The 18,681-nt window shown below is 73.6% G+C and carries 15 protein-coding genes; 4 read left to right on the top strand and 11 right to left on the bottom strand.

The genetic code is table 11. The features are described 5' to 3' along the window. Position 1: 1 nt before the first annotated feature. From FLX08_RS02445 to FLX08_RS02435, 3 genes are read right to left on the bottom strand one after another with little or no spacing between them, the layout of a single operon-like run. Positions 2 to 1,462: an alpha/beta hydrolase gene (locus FLX08_RS02445; RefSeq protein WP_142616524.1), complete on the bottom strand. Its 1,461-nt coding sequence runs from the start codon at positions 1,460 to 1,462 to the stop codon at positions 2 to 4. 42 nt (positions 1,463 to 1,504) lie between these two features. Then, positions 1,505 to 3,904: an ABC transporter permease gene (locus FLX08_RS02440; protein WP_142616523.1), complete on the bottom strand. Its 2,400-nt coding sequence runs from the start codon at positions 3,902 to 3,904 to the stop codon at positions 1,505 to 1,507. Continuing rightward, positions 3,901 to 4,635: an ABC transporter ATP-binding protein gene (locus FLX08_RS02435; RefSeq protein ID WP_142616522.1), complete on the bottom strand. Its 735-nt coding sequence runs from the start codon at positions 4,633 to 4,635 to the stop codon at positions 3,901 to 3,903. Before FLX08_RS02435 ends, FLX08_RS02440 begins: the two co-directional genes overlap by 4 nt. Before the next feature lie 98 nt (positions 4,636 to 4,733). On the opposite strand from FLX08_RS02435, the gene FLX08_RS02430 reads away from it, so the two are divergent. Beyond that, positions 4,734 to 5,342: a response regulator transcription factor gene (locus FLX08_RS02430; RefSeq protein WP_142616521.1), complete on the top strand. Its 609-nt coding sequence runs from the start codon at positions 4,734 to 4,736 to the stop codon at positions 5,340 to 5,342. A 71-nt stretch (positions 5,343 to 5,413) separates the two neighbouring features. Here the strand turns inward: FLX08_RS02430 and FLX08_RS02425 are convergent, their stop codons facing one another. From FLX08_RS02425 to FLX08_RS02410, 4 genes are all read right to left on the bottom strand, one after another. Continuing rightward, complete coding sequence (locus FLX08_RS02425) at positions 5,414 to 7,615, bottom strand: sensor histidine kinase (RefSeq protein WP_208761227.1); 2,202 nt, start codon at positions 7,613 to 7,615, stop codon at positions 5,414 to 5,416. Between the two features lie 74 nt (positions 7,616 to 7,689). Beyond that, complete coding sequence (locus FLX08_RS02420) at positions 7,690 to 8,271, bottom strand: PH domain-containing protein (RefSeq protein WP_142616520.1); 582 nt, start codon at positions 8,269 to 8,271, stop codon at positions 7,690 to 7,692. After that, positions 8,268 to 9,356, bottom strand: a complete 1,089-nt coding sequence (locus FLX08_RS02415; RefSeq protein ID WP_142616519.1) for an adenosine deaminase — start codon at positions 9,354 to 9,356, stop codon at positions 8,268 to 8,270. Before FLX08_RS02415 ends, FLX08_RS02420 begins: the two co-directional genes overlap by 4 nt. A 124-nt stretch (positions 9,357 to 9,480) precedes the next feature. Continuing rightward, positions 9,481 to 9,834, bottom strand: a complete 354-nt coding sequence (locus FLX08_RS02410) for a cupin domain-containing protein (RefSeq protein WP_142616518.1) — start codon at positions 9,832 to 9,834, stop codon at positions 9,481 to 9,483. Between the two features lie 133 nt (positions 9,835 to 9,967). Here FLX08_RS02410 and FLX08_RS02405 point away from each other — a divergent pair, with 133 nt between their 5' ends. After that, entirely contained in the window at positions 9,968 to 12,091 is a 2,124-nt protein-coding gene (locus tag FLX08_RS02405; protein WP_142616517.1) for a SigE family RNA polymerase sigma factor, read from the top strand. A gap of 101 nt (positions 12,092 to 12,192) precedes the next feature. On the opposite strand, the gene FLX08_RS02400 is transcribed toward FLX08_RS02405, so the two are convergent. Beyond that, positions 12,193 to 13,611, bottom strand: coding sequence for an MFS transporter (locus FLX08_RS02400; RefSeq protein ID WP_244312250.1), 1,419 nt, complete (start codon positions 13,609 to 13,611; stop codon positions 12,193 to 12,195). Between the two features lie 103 nt (positions 13,612 to 13,714). On the opposite strand from FLX08_RS02400, the gene FLX08_RS02395 reads away from it, so the two are divergent. Beyond that, positions 13,715 to 14,179, top strand: coding sequence for a MarR family winged helix-turn-helix transcriptional regulator (locus FLX08_RS02395; protein ID WP_142616515.1), 465 nt, complete (start codon positions 13,715 to 13,717; stop codon positions 14,177 to 14,179). A 65-nt stretch (positions 14,180 to 14,244) separates the two neighbouring features. Here the strand turns inward: FLX08_RS02395 and FLX08_RS02390 are convergent, their stop codons facing one another. Beyond that, the gene (locus FLX08_RS02390) at positions 14,245 to 15,063 is read right to left on the bottom strand and encodes a VOC family protein (RefSeq protein WP_142616514.1); all 819 of its coding nucleotides are present in this window, start codon (positions 15,061 to 15,063) and stop codon (positions 14,245 to 14,247) included. 11 nt (positions 15,064 to 15,074) lie between these two features. Then, positions 15,075 to 16,319, bottom strand: a complete 1,245-nt coding sequence (locus FLX08_RS02385) for an MFS transporter (protein WP_208761226.1) — start codon at positions 16,317 to 16,319, stop codon at positions 15,075 to 15,077. A 58-nt stretch (positions 16,320 to 16,377) separates the two neighbouring features. Between FLX08_RS02385 and FLX08_RS02380 the strand changes: the two genes are divergently transcribed. Then, positions 16,378 to 17,391, top strand: a complete 1,014-nt coding sequence (locus tag FLX08_RS02380) for an ArsR/SmtB family transcription factor (protein WP_142616513.1) — start codon at positions 16,378 to 16,380, stop codon at positions 17,389 to 17,391. A gap of 3 nt (positions 17,392 to 17,394) precedes the next feature. On the opposite strand, the gene FLX08_RS02375 is transcribed toward FLX08_RS02380, so the two are convergent. Then, complete coding sequence (locus FLX08_RS02375; protein ID WP_142616512.1) at positions 17,395 to 18,681, bottom strand: thymidine phosphorylase; 1,287 nt, start codon at positions 18,679 to 18,681, stop codon at positions 17,395 to 17,397.

Raw genomic sequence — 18,681 nt, 5'->3', positions numbered from 1 at the left:
CCTACCGGCAGATCGTGTCGCGGGCCGGCCGCTTGCCGGTGACCAGGAACGCGGTGACGGTCCTGTCACCACAGGCGTTGCCGTTGACCAGGTAGGACCCGTGCCCGCCCGAGTCGACGGCGACCATGCGCGCCCGGCCCCCGAAGGCCTCGCGCATCCGCAGGGCGCCGCTGTACGGCGTCGCCGGGTCGCGCAGGTTCTGCACGAGCAGCACGTTGGACGGCCCCTGCGACGTGACCCGCACCGGCGCCTCCGCCGGCCGGTAGGGCCAGTAGGCGCAGGGGCCGATGTTCACCGGCATGCCGCCGGTGAGCGGGTGGGCCGCCCGGTCGCGGGCCACCCGCCGCCGGTGCAGGTCGGCCGAGCTCGGCCACTCGACGTCGTTGCAGATCGTCGCGGCCACCGAGGCCGCGGCGTTCTGCAGCGCCGCGTCCGGCGCGCTGGAGGGCTCGGGGAGGGGACCCGAGCCGAGCCCCGCCCGCATGAGCCCGGCCAGGCCGGGGAACCCGGCGTCGGAGTACAGCGCGTTCAGCATGGTCTCGCGCAGGACCGCGCCGTCGAGCCGCGGCGGATTGGCGCCCGGCCACGGGATCGGCGCACGGTCCAGGCGCTCGGCGAGGTCCAGGAAGGTGCGGCGGACCGCCGCGGCGTCCGTCCCCAGACCGTACTCGTCGTCGCGGGCGGCGGCCCAGGCCGCGAAGTCGGGGAAGCGGTCCTCGACGCCCACGGAGTAGTTGGCCAGCCAGACCCGGGCGACCTTGTCCGGATCGGGATCGTCGTTGCTGTCGAGGACGACCCTGTCGGTCCTGCCGGGGAACATCGTGGCGTAGACGGCTCCGGCGTAGGTGCCGTAGGAGACGCCCCAGTAGGACAGGCGGTCCTCCCCGAGGGCCCGGCGGATGGCGTCGATGTCCCTGGCCTCGTTGCGCGTGCTGATGCTGCGCAGCACGGGGCCGCCGTTGCGGGCGCAGGCCTCGCTGAACCTGCGGGCGTACGCGACGTTCTCGCCGATGTCACCTCCGGCCGAGGGGTAGGGCTTGAGCCGGGAGGGCGCCAAATCCTCGTGCGACAGCCCACAGGAGACGGGCGAGCTCTGGCCGACCCCCCGCGGGTCGAAGCCGATCAGGTCGTAACGGTCGAGCACGGCGCTCGGCAGGCGCTTCACCATCGTGCTCGGTCTGCTCAGGCCCGGGCTGCCCGGCCCTCCGGGGATGAGCAGCAGCACCCCCCTGCGCAGTCCCGGCCGCGCCGTACGGATCCGGGAGACGGCCAGGGAGACCATGCCGCCGCCGGGCTTGCCGTACGTGAGAGGGACTTGGAGCGTCGTGCACTCCTGGCGGGGGTCCAGCCCGGCGGCGGTGCCGCAGGAGGTCCAGGCCGGGGCGGCCTGGGCGGCCGACGGGGCCGCGACCAGGGCGGTGGACAGGGAGATCAGGGCGGCTGCGGATGCGATGCGGTTCATGGTTCTCGGCTTTCGTTTCGTGTGGGGGTCGGCGGCGGCCGGCTACTGGCGGGCGCCGACGGCCTCGGCCGGGCGGGCGCGCAGGGCGAGCCGCGCGGGGAGGCTCGTGGCGACCAGGGCGAGCGCGGCCACCGCGGCGACCACCAGCGCGTAGCCGGCCGGGGGGACGTACGGCACGGCCGACCCGGTCATTCCCCTGCCGAAGGCCGACAGCGTGATCAGCGCGATGCCGGTCCCGGCGAACACGGAGACGATCAGCGTGGTCAGGGTCTCCAGGCGGAGCATGCGCAGCACCTGCCGCCGGGTCGCGCCGACCAGGCGGAGCAGGGCGAGCTCCCGCGACCGGTCCGTGGTGGACATCGCCAGCGTGTTGACCACGGCGATCGCGCTGAACGCGATGATCAGGCCCATGGCAACGTAATCGACCTCGGCGTTCGGGGTCTCCCCCCCGGCCCCTGCCATCGGCGACACGACCGGCGCCACGGCGGCCAGGGCCGCACGCGAGACCGCGGGGGCTTCGACCAGCAGCGTGCCCGACGGATCGTCGACATGCCCCGCGACCAGCGCGTACGGCAGGGTCAGGTCGCCGAAACCGAGGCCGCGGGAGTAGACCGCGACGACCTTCAGCTCCGCAGGGGTCCCGTCGCCCAGGGTGAGCGTGAGCGGCTCGCCGACCGGCAGCCCGAGCCCGGAGGCCGCCGACTCGCTCAGCGCGGCCGACCCGGCACCGAATCGGTCGAGCGAGCCGGACACGACCCCGAGGTCCACGGCCTGCCCGATCGGCCGCTCGCCGCCGTCGACGCCCTGCGCGCCGTACTTGTCCAGCCCCACGCGCACGGAGGTGCGCACCACCGACGTGACGGCCTTCACGCCCGGCACCCGGCGCACGGCCTCGGCGGCGTCCGCCGTCGCGCCGCTCACCACGTAGTCGGCGTGGGTGCCCGCGGCGGCCTGCGCGGCCGACGCGTGCCCCATCGTCGTCTGGCTGAACAGGATGGTGCAGGTCATGGCCACCAGAAGGGTCAGCGGCGCCATCACGGACGCCATCCGTCCCGGGCCCGCCCGCAGGTTGCGCGCCGCCAGATAGCCGGCGTGTGAGGCGCGCAGCGCGACACCGAGCAGGGCGGCCGCGACGCGGGCGAGCACCGGCCCGAGCAGGGTGACGGCCACCGTCCAGACGAGCGCGGTCAGCATCGTCACCGGACTCGACGCCGCCTCTGTGTCGAGCCCCGACAGCACCAGTGTCAGCGTGATCCCACCGGCGACGCACAGGACGCCCGCGATCGACCGGCCGAGGGGCAGGCGGTCTCCGCCCATGGCGGCCTCGCCGAGCGCCTCGACGGGGCGGATCCGCGCGGTGCGGCGGACCGAGAGGCGGGTCGCGGCCCAGGCCGCCGCCACGGCGGCCAGCAGGGCGGCCACCGCCGGGAAGGGGCTGACCACAAGGCGCAGGTTCGGCGGCATGGCGCCCAGGTCGACGAACCGGCCGCGCAGCCAGAACCCGAGGCCGACACCGGCCGCCGATCCGATGACGCCGGCCGCCAGGCCGACCAGCAGCGCCTCGCCGCCCAGCAGCCTGCGCACCTGCCCGGGTGTGGCGGCGACCGCGCGGAGGAGGGCGATCTCGCGCCGCCGCTGCTGGACCGCCAGGGCGGAGGTGCCCGTCACGACGAGGATCGCCACCAGCAGCGACGTGCCGCCCAGCGCGCCGCCCAGGCTGATCAGCCGCACCCGCGCCCGCTCCGCGTCGAGGAACTCCACCGTGCCGCGCTCGTCGCCGGTGTAGGTCACGAGACGACCGGTCAGCGCCGGCGAGACGTCCACTCGGGGGAACACGCCGATCGCGGTCACCAGCCCCGGGCGCCCGGCCAGCCGGCGGGCCTCGTCCGTCGAGAAGAACACCGTGTCCTGGCTCGGCAGCGCCTGCGCGGTGACCCCCACGACCCGGTGTGCCGTCCCCCGGACGTCGAGAGCGGCGCCCACGGACAGGCCCGAGCGGGCGTCCACGACCACCTCGCCGTCCGCACGGGGCGGGCGTCCCCTCGCGATCGTGAACGGCGTGAGCCCGGCCGACTCCCACCCGTGCCCGAGAGCGCGCCCGTTCACGGGGAACGTCACCTCGGTCAGCACCTTCGAGACGCCCGGCAGGCCGCGCAGCTTCGCGGCCGTCGCCTCGGGGATCCAGACCCGCTCCGAGAGCGGCTTGGCCTTCGTCTTGACCTTCCCGGAGGACTTGGTCACGGTCTCGTGGACGTTCTGGTCGCCGGCGACGATCAGCGGCGCCCCCGCGTAGCGCTCCGGCGCGACCCCGCCCCGCAGGCCGGTCTCCAGCAGCATCAGGCACGCGCAGACCAGCGCGGCTGCGCACACCAGCGCCACGAACGCCCCCGCGAACGCCGCCCTGCGGTGCCGCAGGGTCTTCAGCGCCAGTCCCGTGATCATGTCGCGTACGCTCCCATCCTGGTCATCCGCTCGGCGACCTGCTCCGAGCTCGGCGCGGCCATCGCGTCCACGATCCGGCCGTCGGCGAGGAACAGGACGGTGTCGGCGTAGGACGCGGCCACCGGGTCGTGCGTGACCATCACCACGGTCTGGCCGAGGCCGTCCACCACCTCCCGCAGCAGCCGGAGCACGTCACGGGCGGTCATCGTGTCGAGAGCACCGGTCGGCTCGTCGCCGAAGACCACCTGCGGCCGGGTCACCAGCGCCCTGGCGATGGCCACCCGCTGCTGCTGCCCGCCGGACAGCTGGGCGGGGCGGTGCCCGGTGCGGCCCGCCAGCCCCACCCGCCCGACGATTTCACCGAGCCACGCCCGGTCGGCCCGCGCCCCGGCCAGCCGCATCGGCAGCGTGATGTTCTCCAGCACGGTCAGGGACGAGACCAGGTTGAACGCCTGGAACACGAACCCGACCCGCTGCCTGCGCAGCTCCGTCAACCGGGTCTCGTCCATGCCGGACAGCTCCGTGCCGCCCAGCCGCACCGACCCGGAGGAGGGCGTGTCCAGCCCCGCCGCACAGTGCAGGAACGTGCTCTTGCCCGAGCCCGACGGCCCCATCACGGCGGTGAAGCTCCCGCCGGGGATGGTCACCGAGACCTCACGCAGGGCGGCCACCGCGCCCTGTCCCTTGCCGTACACCTTGCTCACCGCGTCAAGGCGAAGCACCTCTGTCATGTGCTCAAGCCTGCCGATCGGCGATCATGCGGCCCAGAGACGGCGTCATCTCCTGACCATGACCTCGTCATGATCCGGACACTGGTAGACATGTGGGCGTGATTCGCGTACTCCTTGCCGAGGACCAGCACGTGATCAGGAGCGCCCTCGCCGCCCTGCTCGGGCTGGAGGAGGACCTGGAGGTCGTCGCGACCGCGGAGTCCGGAGAGGCCTCCCTGGCCGCGGCGCTGGTCCACCGCCCCGACGTCGCCGTCCTCGACATCGACATGCCCGGCAGGCTGGACGGTCTGGCCGCCGCGGCCGAGCTCCGTACGCGCCTGCCCGCCTGCCGTGCGCTGATGCTGACCGCGTACGGCAAGCCGGGGCACCTGCGCCGCGCCCTCGGCGCCGGTGTCGCCGGATTCGTGCTCAAGACGGCGCCGCCGGACGAGCTCGTGACCGCCATCCGCAGAGTCGCGGCCGGTGAACGGGTGCTCGATCCCTCGCTCGCGGTCACCGCCTGGGACCTGGCGGACAACCCGCTCACCCCGCGCGAGGCGGACGTGCTCCGCCTCGCCGCCTCCGGCGCGGACGCCGCGGACATCGCCGCGCGGCTCCACCTGGCGACGGGCACCGTGCGCAACTACCTCACCGTGATCGTCACCAAGCTCGACGCCCGCAACCGGACCGACGCCGTGCGCATCGCCACCGAGGCCGGCTGGATCTAGGGGCCGGCTGGATCCGGGGGCCGGCTGGATCCAGGGGCCGCCTGGTTCCGGGGGCCGGCTGGATCCAGAAGTCATCGGATCCGGGCGGGCACCGGCGCGCGGTGCGGCACGCAGGCGTCGAGCGTGAACCGGTCGCCGTCGACGTGCGCGGTCAGCCGGCCGTCCAGAGCGGCGAGGCGGCTGGTCAGGTTGCCGATGCCGGACGACCCCCGCCGCCTCTCCCCCGGCCGGACGCCGTCGTTGCGCACCCGCAGTCGCAGCCCGCTCTCGCCGGCACGCATCGTGATCACGCACTGGCGGGCCTCGCTGTGCCTGAGCACGTTGGTCACGGCCTCCCTGAGCACGGCGCCCAGCACGGTCTCGACCTCGGCGGGCACGTCGAGCTCGGCCGGCTCCACGGTCACCCGGATCCCGGCGGCCGACAGCACCGTCCGCGCCGACTCCACCTCGGCCGCCAGGGACAGCTCCCGCTGCTCGCCCGACACCGAGCGCAGGTCGGCCCGCGCGCCCTCCGCCATCGCGACGATCTCCTCGATCCGCTCCGGCGGGCACTTCAGGCGGCGGGCCAGCTCACAGGTGAGAAGGATCGCGGCCAGCGAATGTCCGAGCAGGTCGTGCAGGTCGCGGGCGGCGCGCAGGCGTTCCTCGACGACCGCGGAGCGGGCCAGGCTCTCCCTCGCGGCCTGGAGCTCCTTCACGATCTGGGCCAGGCGGAGCAGGGCGTAGACCACCAGCCCGGTGACGAGCGTGCTGACCGTGCTGTTGGCGAGGACGGGGGCCGGCAGGCCGAACAGCATCCCGGCCACGGCGACACCTCCCACGATCGCCGCCGTCATCGGCCACGCGGCCCGCCAGGGGAACGCGAGCAGGACCGGCCCGGCGAGGAAGCCCGCCACTCCCAGCCAGACGGGCCCGAAGACCGGGACGGGCGCGTACGTGAGCACCGCCATCACCCCCAGCGCCACCATGTGACGCCCGTTGACGGAGCGGAGCTGCATGACGACGATCACGGCGAGGCACGCCGTGGCCGGGATCACGAGGGCGCCGGGGAGCTGGAGCAGCGCCTTGACGCTGAGGCCCACGAGGACGGCCGCGAGCACCGCCACCGACACCGCGTACGACGCGTCGTGCGTGAGCCTCGGCAGGAGCCGTCGCCGCGTCCCGCCCGCCGTGGGTTCCGGAGCACCGAGGTCGCCCGTGCCCGTCCCACCGGGCACCGCCGCCGGGGAAGGGCCACGGGGAACGGTCGCCTCCACCACGAAGCGTCCGTCGGGGGACAGACCGGCGACGAGGGTGCCGCCCGCCTCCTCCAGCCGGAGGCCCGCGAAGTCGGGGCTCTCGGCGGTGCGGTGGCCGTCGTCGACGACGCGCAGCCGCTCGGTGTCCCCTGGCCTGTCGTTCCCTGGCCTGTCTCGCTGCTCGCTCGACTCCGTGGGTCCCCGCTCGTCTCCCTGCTCGCTCGTCTCGATGACGCACAGCCGGGCGCTGCCCCGCCGTACGACGTCGATGACGGCCTCGCGCAGCACGCTCGCCAGCAGCGCCCCGCCGGGACCGAGGGGCTCGGTGTGGCCGCCGCGCACTTCGACGGCGATCCCCGCGGCGTCGAGCATCGCCCGGGCCGTGACCAGCTCGGGCGCGAGGGATGTGGCGCGGTAGTTCGCGGAGGCGGCGCGGGCGTCGGTCAGCGCCGCACGCGCGGTGGCGGTCACCGAGGCCAGCACCTCGGCCGCGCCGTCCGGCTCCGCCAGTGCGCGGCGGCCGCCCTCGACGATCACTTCAAGGCTCCGCCCGAGGCCGTCGTTCAGCTCGGCCGCGAGACGCAGCCGCTCGGCCGCCACGGCCGCGGCGGCCAGCGAGAGCCGGGCGGCGTACATCTCGCCCGCGCGCTCCACGAGCCGGGTGAGGCCGAAGACGACCAGCGAGATCAGCACCACGGTGATCGTCGCGTCGGCCGTCGCCCCGCCCCGGGCGGCGTCGATCAGCGCCGCGCTCGCCACCACGAGCGGCGCGAGCACGCGCGCGGTATCGCGATGGGCAGGGGTCAGCAGCAGCGCACCGGCCAGGAAGCCGAGGATCCCGGTGGAGACCCCGCCCGCGACGCTCGCCGTGTAGACGAGGACGGCCTGCGCGGCGAGCAGCCACCACGTCCTGACCTTCAGCAGATAGAGGACCTGCACGCCGAACACCGCCAGCGCGATCGGGGCGCCGGCGACCACGTAGACGCTCGCGAGCGCGGCGAGCACAACGACGACGATCACTCGCGCCAGACGCACTCGGACCCCTCCGGCAGACGACTGCCACCTGGACGTCGCCCGGGCGCGGCGTTTGCCCCGGCCCGGCTGCGTGATCAGGAAGCGACGAAGGCGGCCACGACCAGGGCGATCGCGGCGGCGATGGCCGCCACGGCGGACGGCGACCAGGTGACGCGGGTCTCGCCGGAGGAGCTCTCGCGGCGGGACCGGCTCATCTCGGTGAGCTGGTCGGCCACCCAGTCGGCGTGGGTGCGGGCGCCGACGGCCTCGGCCGCCGCCCGCTCGGCCTTGTTCGCCGACTTGGCCGCCTTGGCGGCCCGCCCGGCGGCCTTGACCCGCTCACGGGCCGTCGCCTGGGGCGTCCAGCAGCGCACGGTGGTGTCGCCCGACTCGATCACGATCGCATTGGTCACGGACACGTCGTCCACGCCGCTCCAGGGGACGTAGGCGTTCCGCAGCACGTTGCGCACGCGGACGCCGCCCTCCTCGGCGACGACGGCGGGCCGCAGCGCCATCACGAAGACCAGCGCCGTGATGACGCCGAGCACCGCGCCCGCGATCAGCGCGCTCGGCATGTGGCCGTGGGCCGTCAGGTCCCACACGTTCCACGCGGCGAACAGCATCCAGAGCCAGCCGAAGAGCCAGGCCGCCTTCGACCGGAAGACCTGCGGCTTCACGCGTGCCACTTCATCTGCGCATAACCGGGCTTGATCACGCCGTTGATCAGCGCGAGCCGTTCGTCGAACGGGATGAAGGCCGACTTCATCGCGTTGACCGTGAACCACTGCAGGTCGTCCCAGTCGTAGCCGAAGGCGTCCACGAGCTTCGCGAACTCCTGCGACACGCTCGTCCCGCTCATCAGCCGGTTGTCGGTGTTGACCGTCACCCGGAAGTACAGGCGGCGCAGCAGGCCGATCGGATGCTCCGCGATCGACGGGGCGGCCCCGGTCTGCAGGTTCGACGTCGGGCACATCTCCAGCGGGATCCGCTTGTCGCGGACGTACGCCGCCAGCCTGCCGAGCTTGGCCTCGCCGTCGTCCGGCACCGTGATGTCGTCGATGATCCGCACGCCATGGCCGAGCCGGTCGGCGCCGCACCACTGGATGGCCTGCCAGATCGACGGCAGCCCGAAGCCCTCCCCCGCGTGGATCGTGAAGTGGGCGTTCTCGCGCTGGAGATACTCGAACGCGTCCAGATGCCGCGTGGGCGGATAGCCGGCCTCGGCCCCGGCGATGTCGAACCCGACCACACCGAGGTCCCGGTAGCGTACGGCCAGCTCGGCGATCTCCATCGAGCGGGCCTGGTGGCGCATGGCCGTCAGCAGGGTGCCCACCCGGATCCGCGGCTTGCCGTCGGGCCCGGCCGAGCCGAGCCGGAAGCCTTCGAGCACGGCCTCCACGACCTGGTCGAGCGACAGTCCCCGCGAGGTGTGCTGCTCCGGGGCATACCGGACCTCGGCGTACATCACGCCGTCGTCCGCCAGGTCCTCGGCGCACTCCGCGGCCACCCTGACCAGCGCCTCGCGGGTCTGCATCACGCCGACCGTGTGCGAGAACGTCTCCAGGTAGCGCTCCAGCGAACCGGAGTCGGCGGCGTCCCTGAACCAGACCGCCAGCTCGCCGGGGTCGTACGTCGGCAGGGTGTGGCCGCAGTCGCGGGCGAGGTCGATGATCGTCCCCGGACGCAGCCCGCCGTCGAGATGGTCGTGCAGGAGCACCTTGGGCGCCCTGCGAATCTCCTCCAGCGTGGGCAGCCTGGTCATGCCCCCTCCTCGCCGCCGTCGTTCTACCGGCAATCCTAGGTCGTGTCTGACAAATCATGGCCCTGCTACGCGTGGCCCGGCTCGCGACGGGCAGCATGTGTCAGACACTCCCCAAGCCGCGGTCCTACTCCTCGCGGTTGGCGGTGTCCGGGGAGAACGCGGGCAGGCAGACGGCGACGTACTCCGCGCCGGACGGCCCGGAGCTGTAGCGGATCTTCTCGCCGGGTTCGCCGACGAACGCCTGGCCCGCCTCGACCACGGTCGTGCCGCCCGCGTGCTCCACGATGACCGACCCCTTGAGCACGAGCGTGTACTCGGCGAACTCCGGGGTCTGAGCGGGCTCCTCCCAGCCGGGCGGGGCCACCATGTGCGCGATGGAGAGCCGCTCGTCGCCGCTGTTGACGCGGCCCACGTATTCGTCAATGACCTTGCCGCCCGGCACCGGGATGCGGGTGGGGCCCTCGATCCTCCTGACCATGCCGCCCAGTGTGTCAGTAGATCCGAAATAACGTCATATACGCCCATCCGCACTACGCTTGAGCGGCTGCAGGGGCGGAAGAGGCCGCCGGGCCGGGAGTGCGAACGTGAAGCCGTACGAGCGAGGAGCCGCGGTGAGAGATCTGCCGGGATTCGACGCCTTCGCCGCGGACCACGCCCAGCCGCTCGCCCGTACGGCCCTGTCGCTGACGGGTGACCCGGAGGCCGCCCGCGCCCTCGTGGTGACCGCGCTCTCGGTCGTGGCGGCCAAATGGCGCACCGTACGCTGGTCGTTCCCCACCCACGCCGCCCGTGAGGCGCTGTACGCGGCCTACCTGAAGCGCCCGCGTGCCCGGAGGTCCGCACACGGACCCGGCCGCCTCGCTCCCGGCGCGGACGCGGCGGCTCTCGCGGAGGCCCTCGCGGAGGCGCTGACCGCGCTGACCCCGCGGAGCCGCGCCCTCGTCGTGGCCTGCTTCCACGACGGGCACACGACCTGGCAGGCGGCGAGTCTGTTCCGCATGGACGCCCGGACGGCCAACACCGAGACCGTGCTCGCCGTCGCCGAGCTACGCGATCGCCTCCCCGCCTCCTTCGCGGAGGGAAGCCCGCCGGAGCCCGCGACAGAGGCGGAGACGAGGACAGAGGCGGCAGCGGAGACGGAGGCGGCGCCGGACGAGACGCCCCCGGAATCCGCCGTGAGCTCCCCGGCCGCGGAAGCGTCCGCGTCGGAAAGCCCCGCTGTGAAGGGGGCCACCCCCTCGTCCACCGCGTGGGCATCGCCCTCCCAGGCATCCGGCTTATCGACCACCTCGTGGGCGTCGCCCTCTCAGGCGTCCGGCTCCGCGTCCACCTCCTGGAGCTCGCCGTGGCTGCCGGACCACGCCGCGGGGCCGCCCGCCGGGCCCGTGTCCTACGGCGCGCTCCCGGAGGCCGGGCCCGGGGGGATCACGCCTTCCTCGGCGCCGTTCGCCCCGCCCGCCGTCCCCGCCGTACCGCCGGGGAGCAGTGGTCCCGGCGACCACGGCGAGGGGCCGTGGGAGGCGGCGCTGCGCAGGGAGCTGGCCGTCCTGTCCGCGGAGATGCCCGCGCTCGACCCCGGCCCGATCATCGCCGAGGCCGCGCGGACCGGCCGACGGCAGGGCACGCGGCGGCGCGCCCTGGTCACCACCATGAGCGTCACGCTCACCGCCCTGGTCGTCGTCCCCCTCGCCTTCGGCGCGGCCGGCCTGTTCGGACGTGCCGGGCAGAGCACGGGCGGCGCCTCCCCCGGTGTGCTCGACGAGAGCGGCGCGGCTCCCACGCTCCCGCCGTCCCTGCCCGCCCCCGTACGCTTCGCCTATCGGGGGTTCTGCACCGCCGACGACTGGGACGCGTTCGCCGAGGAGTTCGCGGACAACGGCTGTGCCCAATGGCGAGTGGTGGCGACCACGGGCGATCAGTGGCGCGTGGCGGACGTGTCCCCCGCCCTCAGCGACGGCTGGCAGCCCCTCCTCGCGATCAGCGGGGACGGCAACCGCCTGGTCTACTTCAGCGCGGCGTCGTCCGACTTCGTCATGATCGACCGGCGCGACACCACGACGAGGAGGACCGACCTGGTCCCGCTGAACGAGGAGGTCTCACCGGAGGACACCCACCTCGTCATCTCGCCCAGCGGACGGTGGATGGCCGCCGACTTCGGCCCGGCCGCGGAGGCGCTCCATCCACGGGTGCAGAACCTCACCGACTATCACGTCCGGGCCCTGCCCCGGCGGATGCGGGTCCTGGCCGTCTCGGACGACGGCACGGTGACGGGCACGGCCTCGTCGGACACCGACACGGTTCCCGGCCGGCTCACCACGACCGTCCTGCTGCGGATGCGGCCCGACGGGCGCATGCTGAGCCGTACGCCGATCGACTCCGCGCTGTTCAAATTCGGCGTCGCGGTCTCCCCGGGCGGACGCGCCGTCGCCGTGGCGGCCGAGCGCGCCCACCCGGCCGAGGGCGACCACGGCCTGCTGGTCACGCTCGACTCCGTCACCGGCAAGGTGCTCACCCGGCGCGAGGCGGCCCTCCCCGAGGACACGCACGTCTTCGCCGTACGCGGCTGGGCGGACGAGCACGAGGTGATCGTGGAGGCGGAGCGGGTCGGCGACGACGAGGAAGAGGCGGAATACGCGGTCTACGCCATCGACGTGCGCACCGGGGCCGCGCGGCCGCTCGAACTGGACGAGGCGGGCGGCGTGCCCGCCCTCTGGGTCCCCGGCACGATGCGCTGACCCGGACGCGCGGGCCCCGGACTGCGGGAAAGGGGCGCCCCGGCGACCGGGACGCCCCTTCCACTGGCGACGGCTGACGACGACGGAAACGGAAGGACGGGTCAGACCGTCTCCAGCACCGCCTCCTCCCGCGCCTCGGCCGGCTGCCGCCGGGACCGGAGCCCGGTGAGGGCGACGGCCAGGCCGACAAGGGCGAACCCGGCCGAGACCACGATCGCGGCGCGGAAGTGGCCGATCGGGTCGCCGCCGTCCGCCCCCGAGGTCAGGACGGCGGTGACGATCGCCAGCACCACGGCTCCGCCGACCTGGCCGGAGGTGTTCAGCAGGCCCGAGGCGAGTCCCTGCTCCTCGTCGTCGACCCCGGCGGTCGCCTGGATGTTGAGCGACGGGAACGACAGCGCGAACGCGATGCCCAGCAGGACCATGCCCGGCAGCACCATCGCGAGCAGGCTGGGGTGAAGGTCCACCCGCAGGAACACCGCGTACCCCGCGAGCAGCGCCACCGAGCCGACCACGATCAGCCGCGCGGTGCCGAAGCGGTCGGCGAACCCGCCCATCGTGGTGGAGGTGAGCGCGACCAGCAGTCCCGCCGGCAGGAACGCGAGGGCGGTCTGCAAGGCGCTCCAGCCCAGCAGGTTCTGGAAGTACTGCATCGCCACGAACTGGAAGCCGACGTACGACCCGAACAGGATGACCAGGCCGATGTTGGCCCGGACGAGCGGCGCGGAGCGCAGGATGCCGAGCCGGACCAGCGGGTGCCGCACCCGGCGCTCCAGCCAGACGAACAGCCCGATCAGGGCGGCGGCCCCGGCGAGGGACAGCACGGTGCGCACCGCGCTCACCTTGGGCGCCTCCACGACGGCGAAGACCAGGAGCAGCATGGCCGCCGTGATGGTCGCGGCGCCGAGGAGGTCGTGGCCGCCCTCGCCCCGCTCCTCGCTCCGCCGGAGCAGCCGCGTTCCGGCGATGAGGGCGATGATCGCGACGGGCACCGGCATGAAGAACGTCCAGCGCCATCCGATCTCGGTGAGCAGGCCGGACAGCACCAGTCCGAGCGAGAAGCCACTGGCGCCGCAGGCGGTGAAGATGCTCAGGGCCCGGTTGCGGGCGGGCCCTTCGGCGAAGGTCGTGGTGATGATGGACAACGCGGCGGGCGCGGTGAACGCGGCGCTGACGCCCTTCACGAAACGGGCCGCGATCAGCAGCGTCCCGTCGGTCATCAGCCCGCCGAGCAGCGAGGCGACGGCGAAGACGACCAGGGCCGTCAGGAACACCCGGCGGCGGCCGAGCAGGTCGGCGGTCCGGCCCCCGAGCAGCAGCAGACCGCCGTATCCCAGCACGTAACCGCTCACCACCCACTGCAGTGACGAGGTGGACATCCCGAGATCGGCCTGGATGGACGGGAGCGCCACCCCGACCATCGACACGTCAAGAGCATCGAGGAACACGACGGCGCAGAGAACGGTGAGGGCACCCCACAGGCGGGCCCCCCAGCGCTCGTCCTGAGTGGAGGAAGTCATGACAGAGGAACTTACATGCACATGCATTCAATGCACAAGCAAATAATGCGTTTGCATCTATTGTGCGTGCATGGTATGGTCGCGCCGAGAAAGGCGGTCTCGCATGAACGACATCGACACCGGCTTTGTGGTGATGGCCTGGCGCGAGCTGCTCGCCCGGCACGCGGAGGTGTCGTGTGCGCTGGAGCGGGAGCTGAGCGACAAGCACGGGCTCGGCGTGAGCGAGTTCGAGGTCCTTGAGCGCCTCGTGGAGGCCGGTCAGTCCTCTCTCTGCGACGGGCCGGATGCGGCCAAGTTCCGCGTGCAGGAGCTCGCCGGCCAGGTCCACCTGAGCCAGAGCGCGCTGTCACGCCTCATCGCCCGGCTGGAACGCGAGGGCCTGGTCGGCCGCGCGCTGTGCGAGGCGGACCGGCGCGGGGTGTTCGTACAGCTCACCGAGGAGGGACGGCGACGGCACGCGGAGGCGACCCCCACGCATCGGGCCGTCCTGGCCACGCACCTGTTCCCGCACCTCGTGAACGCCGGGTATGCGCCGCCCGCCGCGGACGAGGCGCCCCGCCCCGTCTGACGCCCGCCCGCTGAAGCGGCGCGGACCCGCTGAAGGGGCGCCGGACCGCGCGGGCAGGCCCGGACTCAGGCGATCAGGAGCGGCACGCCGTCCACGTCGACCAGCCCTCCGTTCCCTGCCACCCTCGCGCCCGCCTCGACGAGCCGGGAGGCCGCCTCCTCCGGGTCCTCCGCGGCGATGGCGACATGCCGGAAGCCGCGCCGGCACGGGCCGGGGGTCCACGGGCTCGCGGTTGTGGCAGCGGTGAACGTGAAGACCTCCAGGACCGCGTCCCCCGCCAGCAGATACGTGATCAGGAAGCCGCGCGGGTCCTGGTCCTGCGATATCTGGCCGATGACCTCATAACCGAGCCTGTCCCGATAGACGGCGAGCGCGGTGTCGAGGTCGGCGGACGTGACCGCCACGTGGTCGAAGACCGGCGGCGCCGTACGCGCCCTGCTCAGGGCGGCCAGCCGTTCCCGCTCGGCCAGTTCCGGCGAGGCGACCCGGTGATACCGGAGGTAGCTGGACGTGATCTCCAGATGGGTGCCGTCCGGGTCCTGGAAGAACGCGATCCGCACGCCGCCGACCGCGTCGAGCGGCGGCAGCGTGAAGGGCACCCCGGCATCGCGGACGCGCTCGGCCCGCAGATCGACGTCGCCGACCTTGAAGCCGATGTGCCGGATGCCGCGCTGCAGGTCGTCGTTCACCCAGCCGCCGAGATCGCCTTCCGCCGTCTCGACCAGTTTCAGCAGTACGGGCCCGGCCGGCAGCCACGCGACGCCCGGCCCCGCGGCCGGGCCCTCCGCCGGAGCGAGGTCCAGCAGGTCGCGGTAGAAGTCGAGCGAGCGGGCCAGATCGGCGACGCCGATCTCGACATGGCGGATGCCTTCGTGATCTGACACGGTTCTCCAACCTACCCCCGGCCCCTCCGCATGCCGAGCGGTCCCGTACGGCGAAGCCCGCCGGGGCCGGTGACCACACCGGAGCGCCTCTCGGCGGCCGGGCCGGCCCGCAGGCCGGGCACCAGTGCGAGGGTGACCACGACGGAGGCCACCGCCATCACGCCCATGGCGGCCGCGGCCGAGGTGACCTGCGCCACCGCCCCCGCGATCGCCGCGCCGACCCCCTGCATGGTGAGCACGCCCGACGACTGCAGCCCGAGCGCCTGCCCGCTCATCTCCTCCGGGGTGACGGACATGAGGCGTTCCTGGAGCAGCAGGCTGGCCGAATATCCGGCCGAGGCGAGCACGACGGCGGCGACCGCGACCGGCAGGGACGGGTGGAGGAGGAAGACGAGGTAGGGCACGGCGAGCAGCAGCCGCAGCGGCGCGCTGAGCCGCTCGCGCCATCGTTTGGGGACGAACCGCCCCATCAGCGTGTCGCCGGCGAGCATCCCGGCGGCGGCGCAGGCGAACAGCAGCCCGGCGTGCGGGGGATCGTAGGCGACGTACAGCGACTCGCAGCCCACGATGAGGCCGTTCGGCACCCACAGAGCGAGATAGAGGCGGCGGCGCAGCCCCGACGACCAGAGCGCGCCGTTGACCCGCCACGTCTCCGCAGGAGAGGGCCGTCCCTGCGCGCGGGGCGGGCGGGCGGTGAGCCCCCAGCGGGCGACGGCCGCCGCGACGAGGTACAAGCCCGCCCCGGCGAGCAGGGTGCCGCGCGCGGACAGCGCGGTCACGAGCACGCCCCCGGCGACGAAACCGACGATCTGCTGCACGCCGACCGACATGCTGAGCACCGAACGGCCGAGCAGATAGCCGTCCCTGGGCAGGATCTCGTTGAGCAGCCCGAACCGGACTCCGCCGCCGAGGGAGGCGGCGAGCCCCATGCCGAGAACGACGGCGAACACCGCCCACAGCGGCAGACCCGGCACGGCGAGCGCGGCCGTGCCGGCGCAGTGGACCAGCGCCAGCGCCGTCATCGCGGCACGCGGGGGCAGCCGATCGGCGGCCGACAGCAGCACCGTCGCGCCGAGCACCTGCGCGAAGGACGAGCCGAACATGCTCAGGGCCGACAGCAGCGGCGACCCCGTCGCCCCGTAGACGAGCGTGCCGAGCGCCAGGCCGCTCACGGTCGAGGCCGCCACCTGCGCGGACGCGACGGTGAACAGGGGCGTGAATTCGGGGACGCGAAACAGATCCCGATAGGTACGCATGACGGGAGCCTCGATCACCGCCGCGCTCCGCCGTTATTGTTTCGCGGGGAGGCGAAACATGGGCTGGTGGCTGGTCAATGCCGACACTCTCGCCGAGAGCAGATTTGTGATCTCCCCGCTGGCCGAGACCACCGCCTGCCTCTGGACGCTGGAGAGGGCGTCGGCGGCGCATCCGGGCGAGCGGGAGTGGCTCGACACCCATCTGCCCGCCTTCCGCTCCCGCCTGGCCGGCGACCCGATCACGGCGCTGCTGCTGAGGGCCGCGCGGGGACGCAACTGGACCGCCGACTTCCTCACGCCCGCTCCGACCGGCGAGGGCGAGCCCGTCTTCGAGGAGGAACTGGCCCTCGTCCGCGCGACACCGCCCGAGACCGCGCACGCCCACATCGAGGTGGCGCTGCGCGGCCCGTTGCCGGAGCCGTTGCGCCGTCCCGACCTGCCCGAACGCGCGGCCGGCCTGCTGGAGTGGGTGTGGACGCGCACGGTGCTGCCCGACTGGCCGCGCCGCCGGCGGATCATGGAGGCGGACGTCGTCGCCCGCGTGGGCGGTATCAGTCAGGGCGGCTGGGCGGCCGCGCTGAACGACATGCGCACGGGGATGCGCTGGCTCGGCGACAACCGGCTGCAGATCAACACCTACGACTACCCGCCGAGGCGGATCGGCGGGGCGCGGCTGATGTTCGTCCCGGTCACTCCCCGCCAGGCGTGGACCGCCTGGACGGCGGGCCGGCACTACGCCCTGGTCTACCCCTGCTCGGGAGCGCTGGCCGAGCCCGGCCGGGCGCCGGCGCCGCAGGCGCTCGGCAGGCTGCTCGGCCCGGCGCGGGCGCGGGTGCTCGTGCTGCTCGCCGCGCCGAAGAGCACGACGCACCTCGTGGCGCTGACCGGCCAGGGCCTGGGCTCGGTGGGCCGCCACCTCAAGGTGCTCCTCGACTCCGGCCTCGTACGGCGCCGCCGGGCCGGGCGGTCGGTGCTCTACTACCGCACGCCCCTCGGCGACGCCCTCGTGGCGGGTGACGCGGATGGGTCGTTCGAAGACAGCGACGCTCAGGCAGCGACCCTGAAGAGCTGACGCTCAGGCGGTGATGCGGTCGATCACGAGCGGCAGCGGGTCCGCGCCGCCGTCCTCGCCGATCTCGTACGCGCCCTCGAGCGCCTGGAGAGCCCGGTCGAACCTGGCGGCCTCGTCGGCGTACAGGGTCATCAGCGGGGCCCCGGCGCGGACCGTCTCGCCGGGCTTGGCGTGCAGGACGATGCCCGCACCGGCAGAGACCGGATCCTCCTTGCGGGCCCGTCCGGCCCCGAGCCGCCAGGCCGCCACGCCGACCTTTAGCGCGTCGAGCGTGCGCAGCGTGCCCGAGGCGGGCGCGGTGACCACGGCCGACTCGGCGGCCACCGGCAGCGGCGCGTCCGGGTCGCCGCCCTGAGCGACGATCATGCGCCGCCAGGCGTCCATCGCCGAGCCGTCCTTGAGCGCCTCCTCCGGGTCCCTGGCGCCCGGGACGGCGGCGGCCTCCAGCATCTCCCTGGCCAGCCGTACGGTGAGCTCGACCACGTCGGCGGGGCCGCCGCCGGCGAGCACCTCGACGGACTCCTCGACCTCCAGCGCGTTGCCCACCTTCAGGCCCAGCGGGCGGTCCATCGCGGTGAGCAGGGCGACCGTGCGCACCCCGGCGTCGGTGCCCAGCTCGACCATCGTCCGCGCCAGCTCCCGGGCGTCGTCCACGTTCTTCATGAACGCGCCCGAGCCGGCCTTCACGTCGAGCACGAGCGATCCCGTGCCCTCGGCGATCTTCTTGGACATGATCGAGGACGCGATCAGCGGGATCGACTCGACCGTGCCGGTGACGTCGCGCAGCGCGTAGAGCTTCTTGTCGGCCGGCGCGAGGCCCGCGCCCGCCGCGCAGACGACCGCACCGGCCGAGCGGATCACGCCGAGCATCTCGTCGTTCGACAGCGACGCCCGCCAGCCGGGGATCGACTCCAGCTTGTCCAGCGTGCCGCCGGTGTGCCCGAGGCCCCGCCCCGACAACTGCGGCACGTACGCGCCGCAGGCGGCGACCAGCGGGGCCAGCGGCAGGGTGATCTTGTCACCGACCCCGCCCGTGGAGTGTTTGTCGGCCGTGGGCCGGTCGAGGGAGGACCAGTCCATCCGCTCCCCCGACCTGATCATGGCCTGGGTCCAGTCCGCGATCTCCCTGCGGTTCATGCCGTTGAGCAGGATCGCCATCAGAAGCGCCGACATCTGCTCGTCGGCCACCTCGCCCCGCGTGTACGCGTCGATCACCCAGTCGATCTGAGCGGTCGACAGCTCACCCCGGTCGCGCTTGACGGTGATGACCTCGATCGCGTCGAACCCCAC

Source organism: Microbispora hainanensis (genome assembly GCF_006874475.1).
In the GTDB taxonomy this organism is placed as follows: Bacteria; Actinomycetota; Actinomycetes; order Streptosporangiales; family Streptosporangiaceae; genus Microbispora; species Microbispora hainanensis.
The sequence above is the reverse complement of the archived record's forward strand: the minus strand, read 5'-3'. Positions and strand labels throughout refer to the sequence as shown.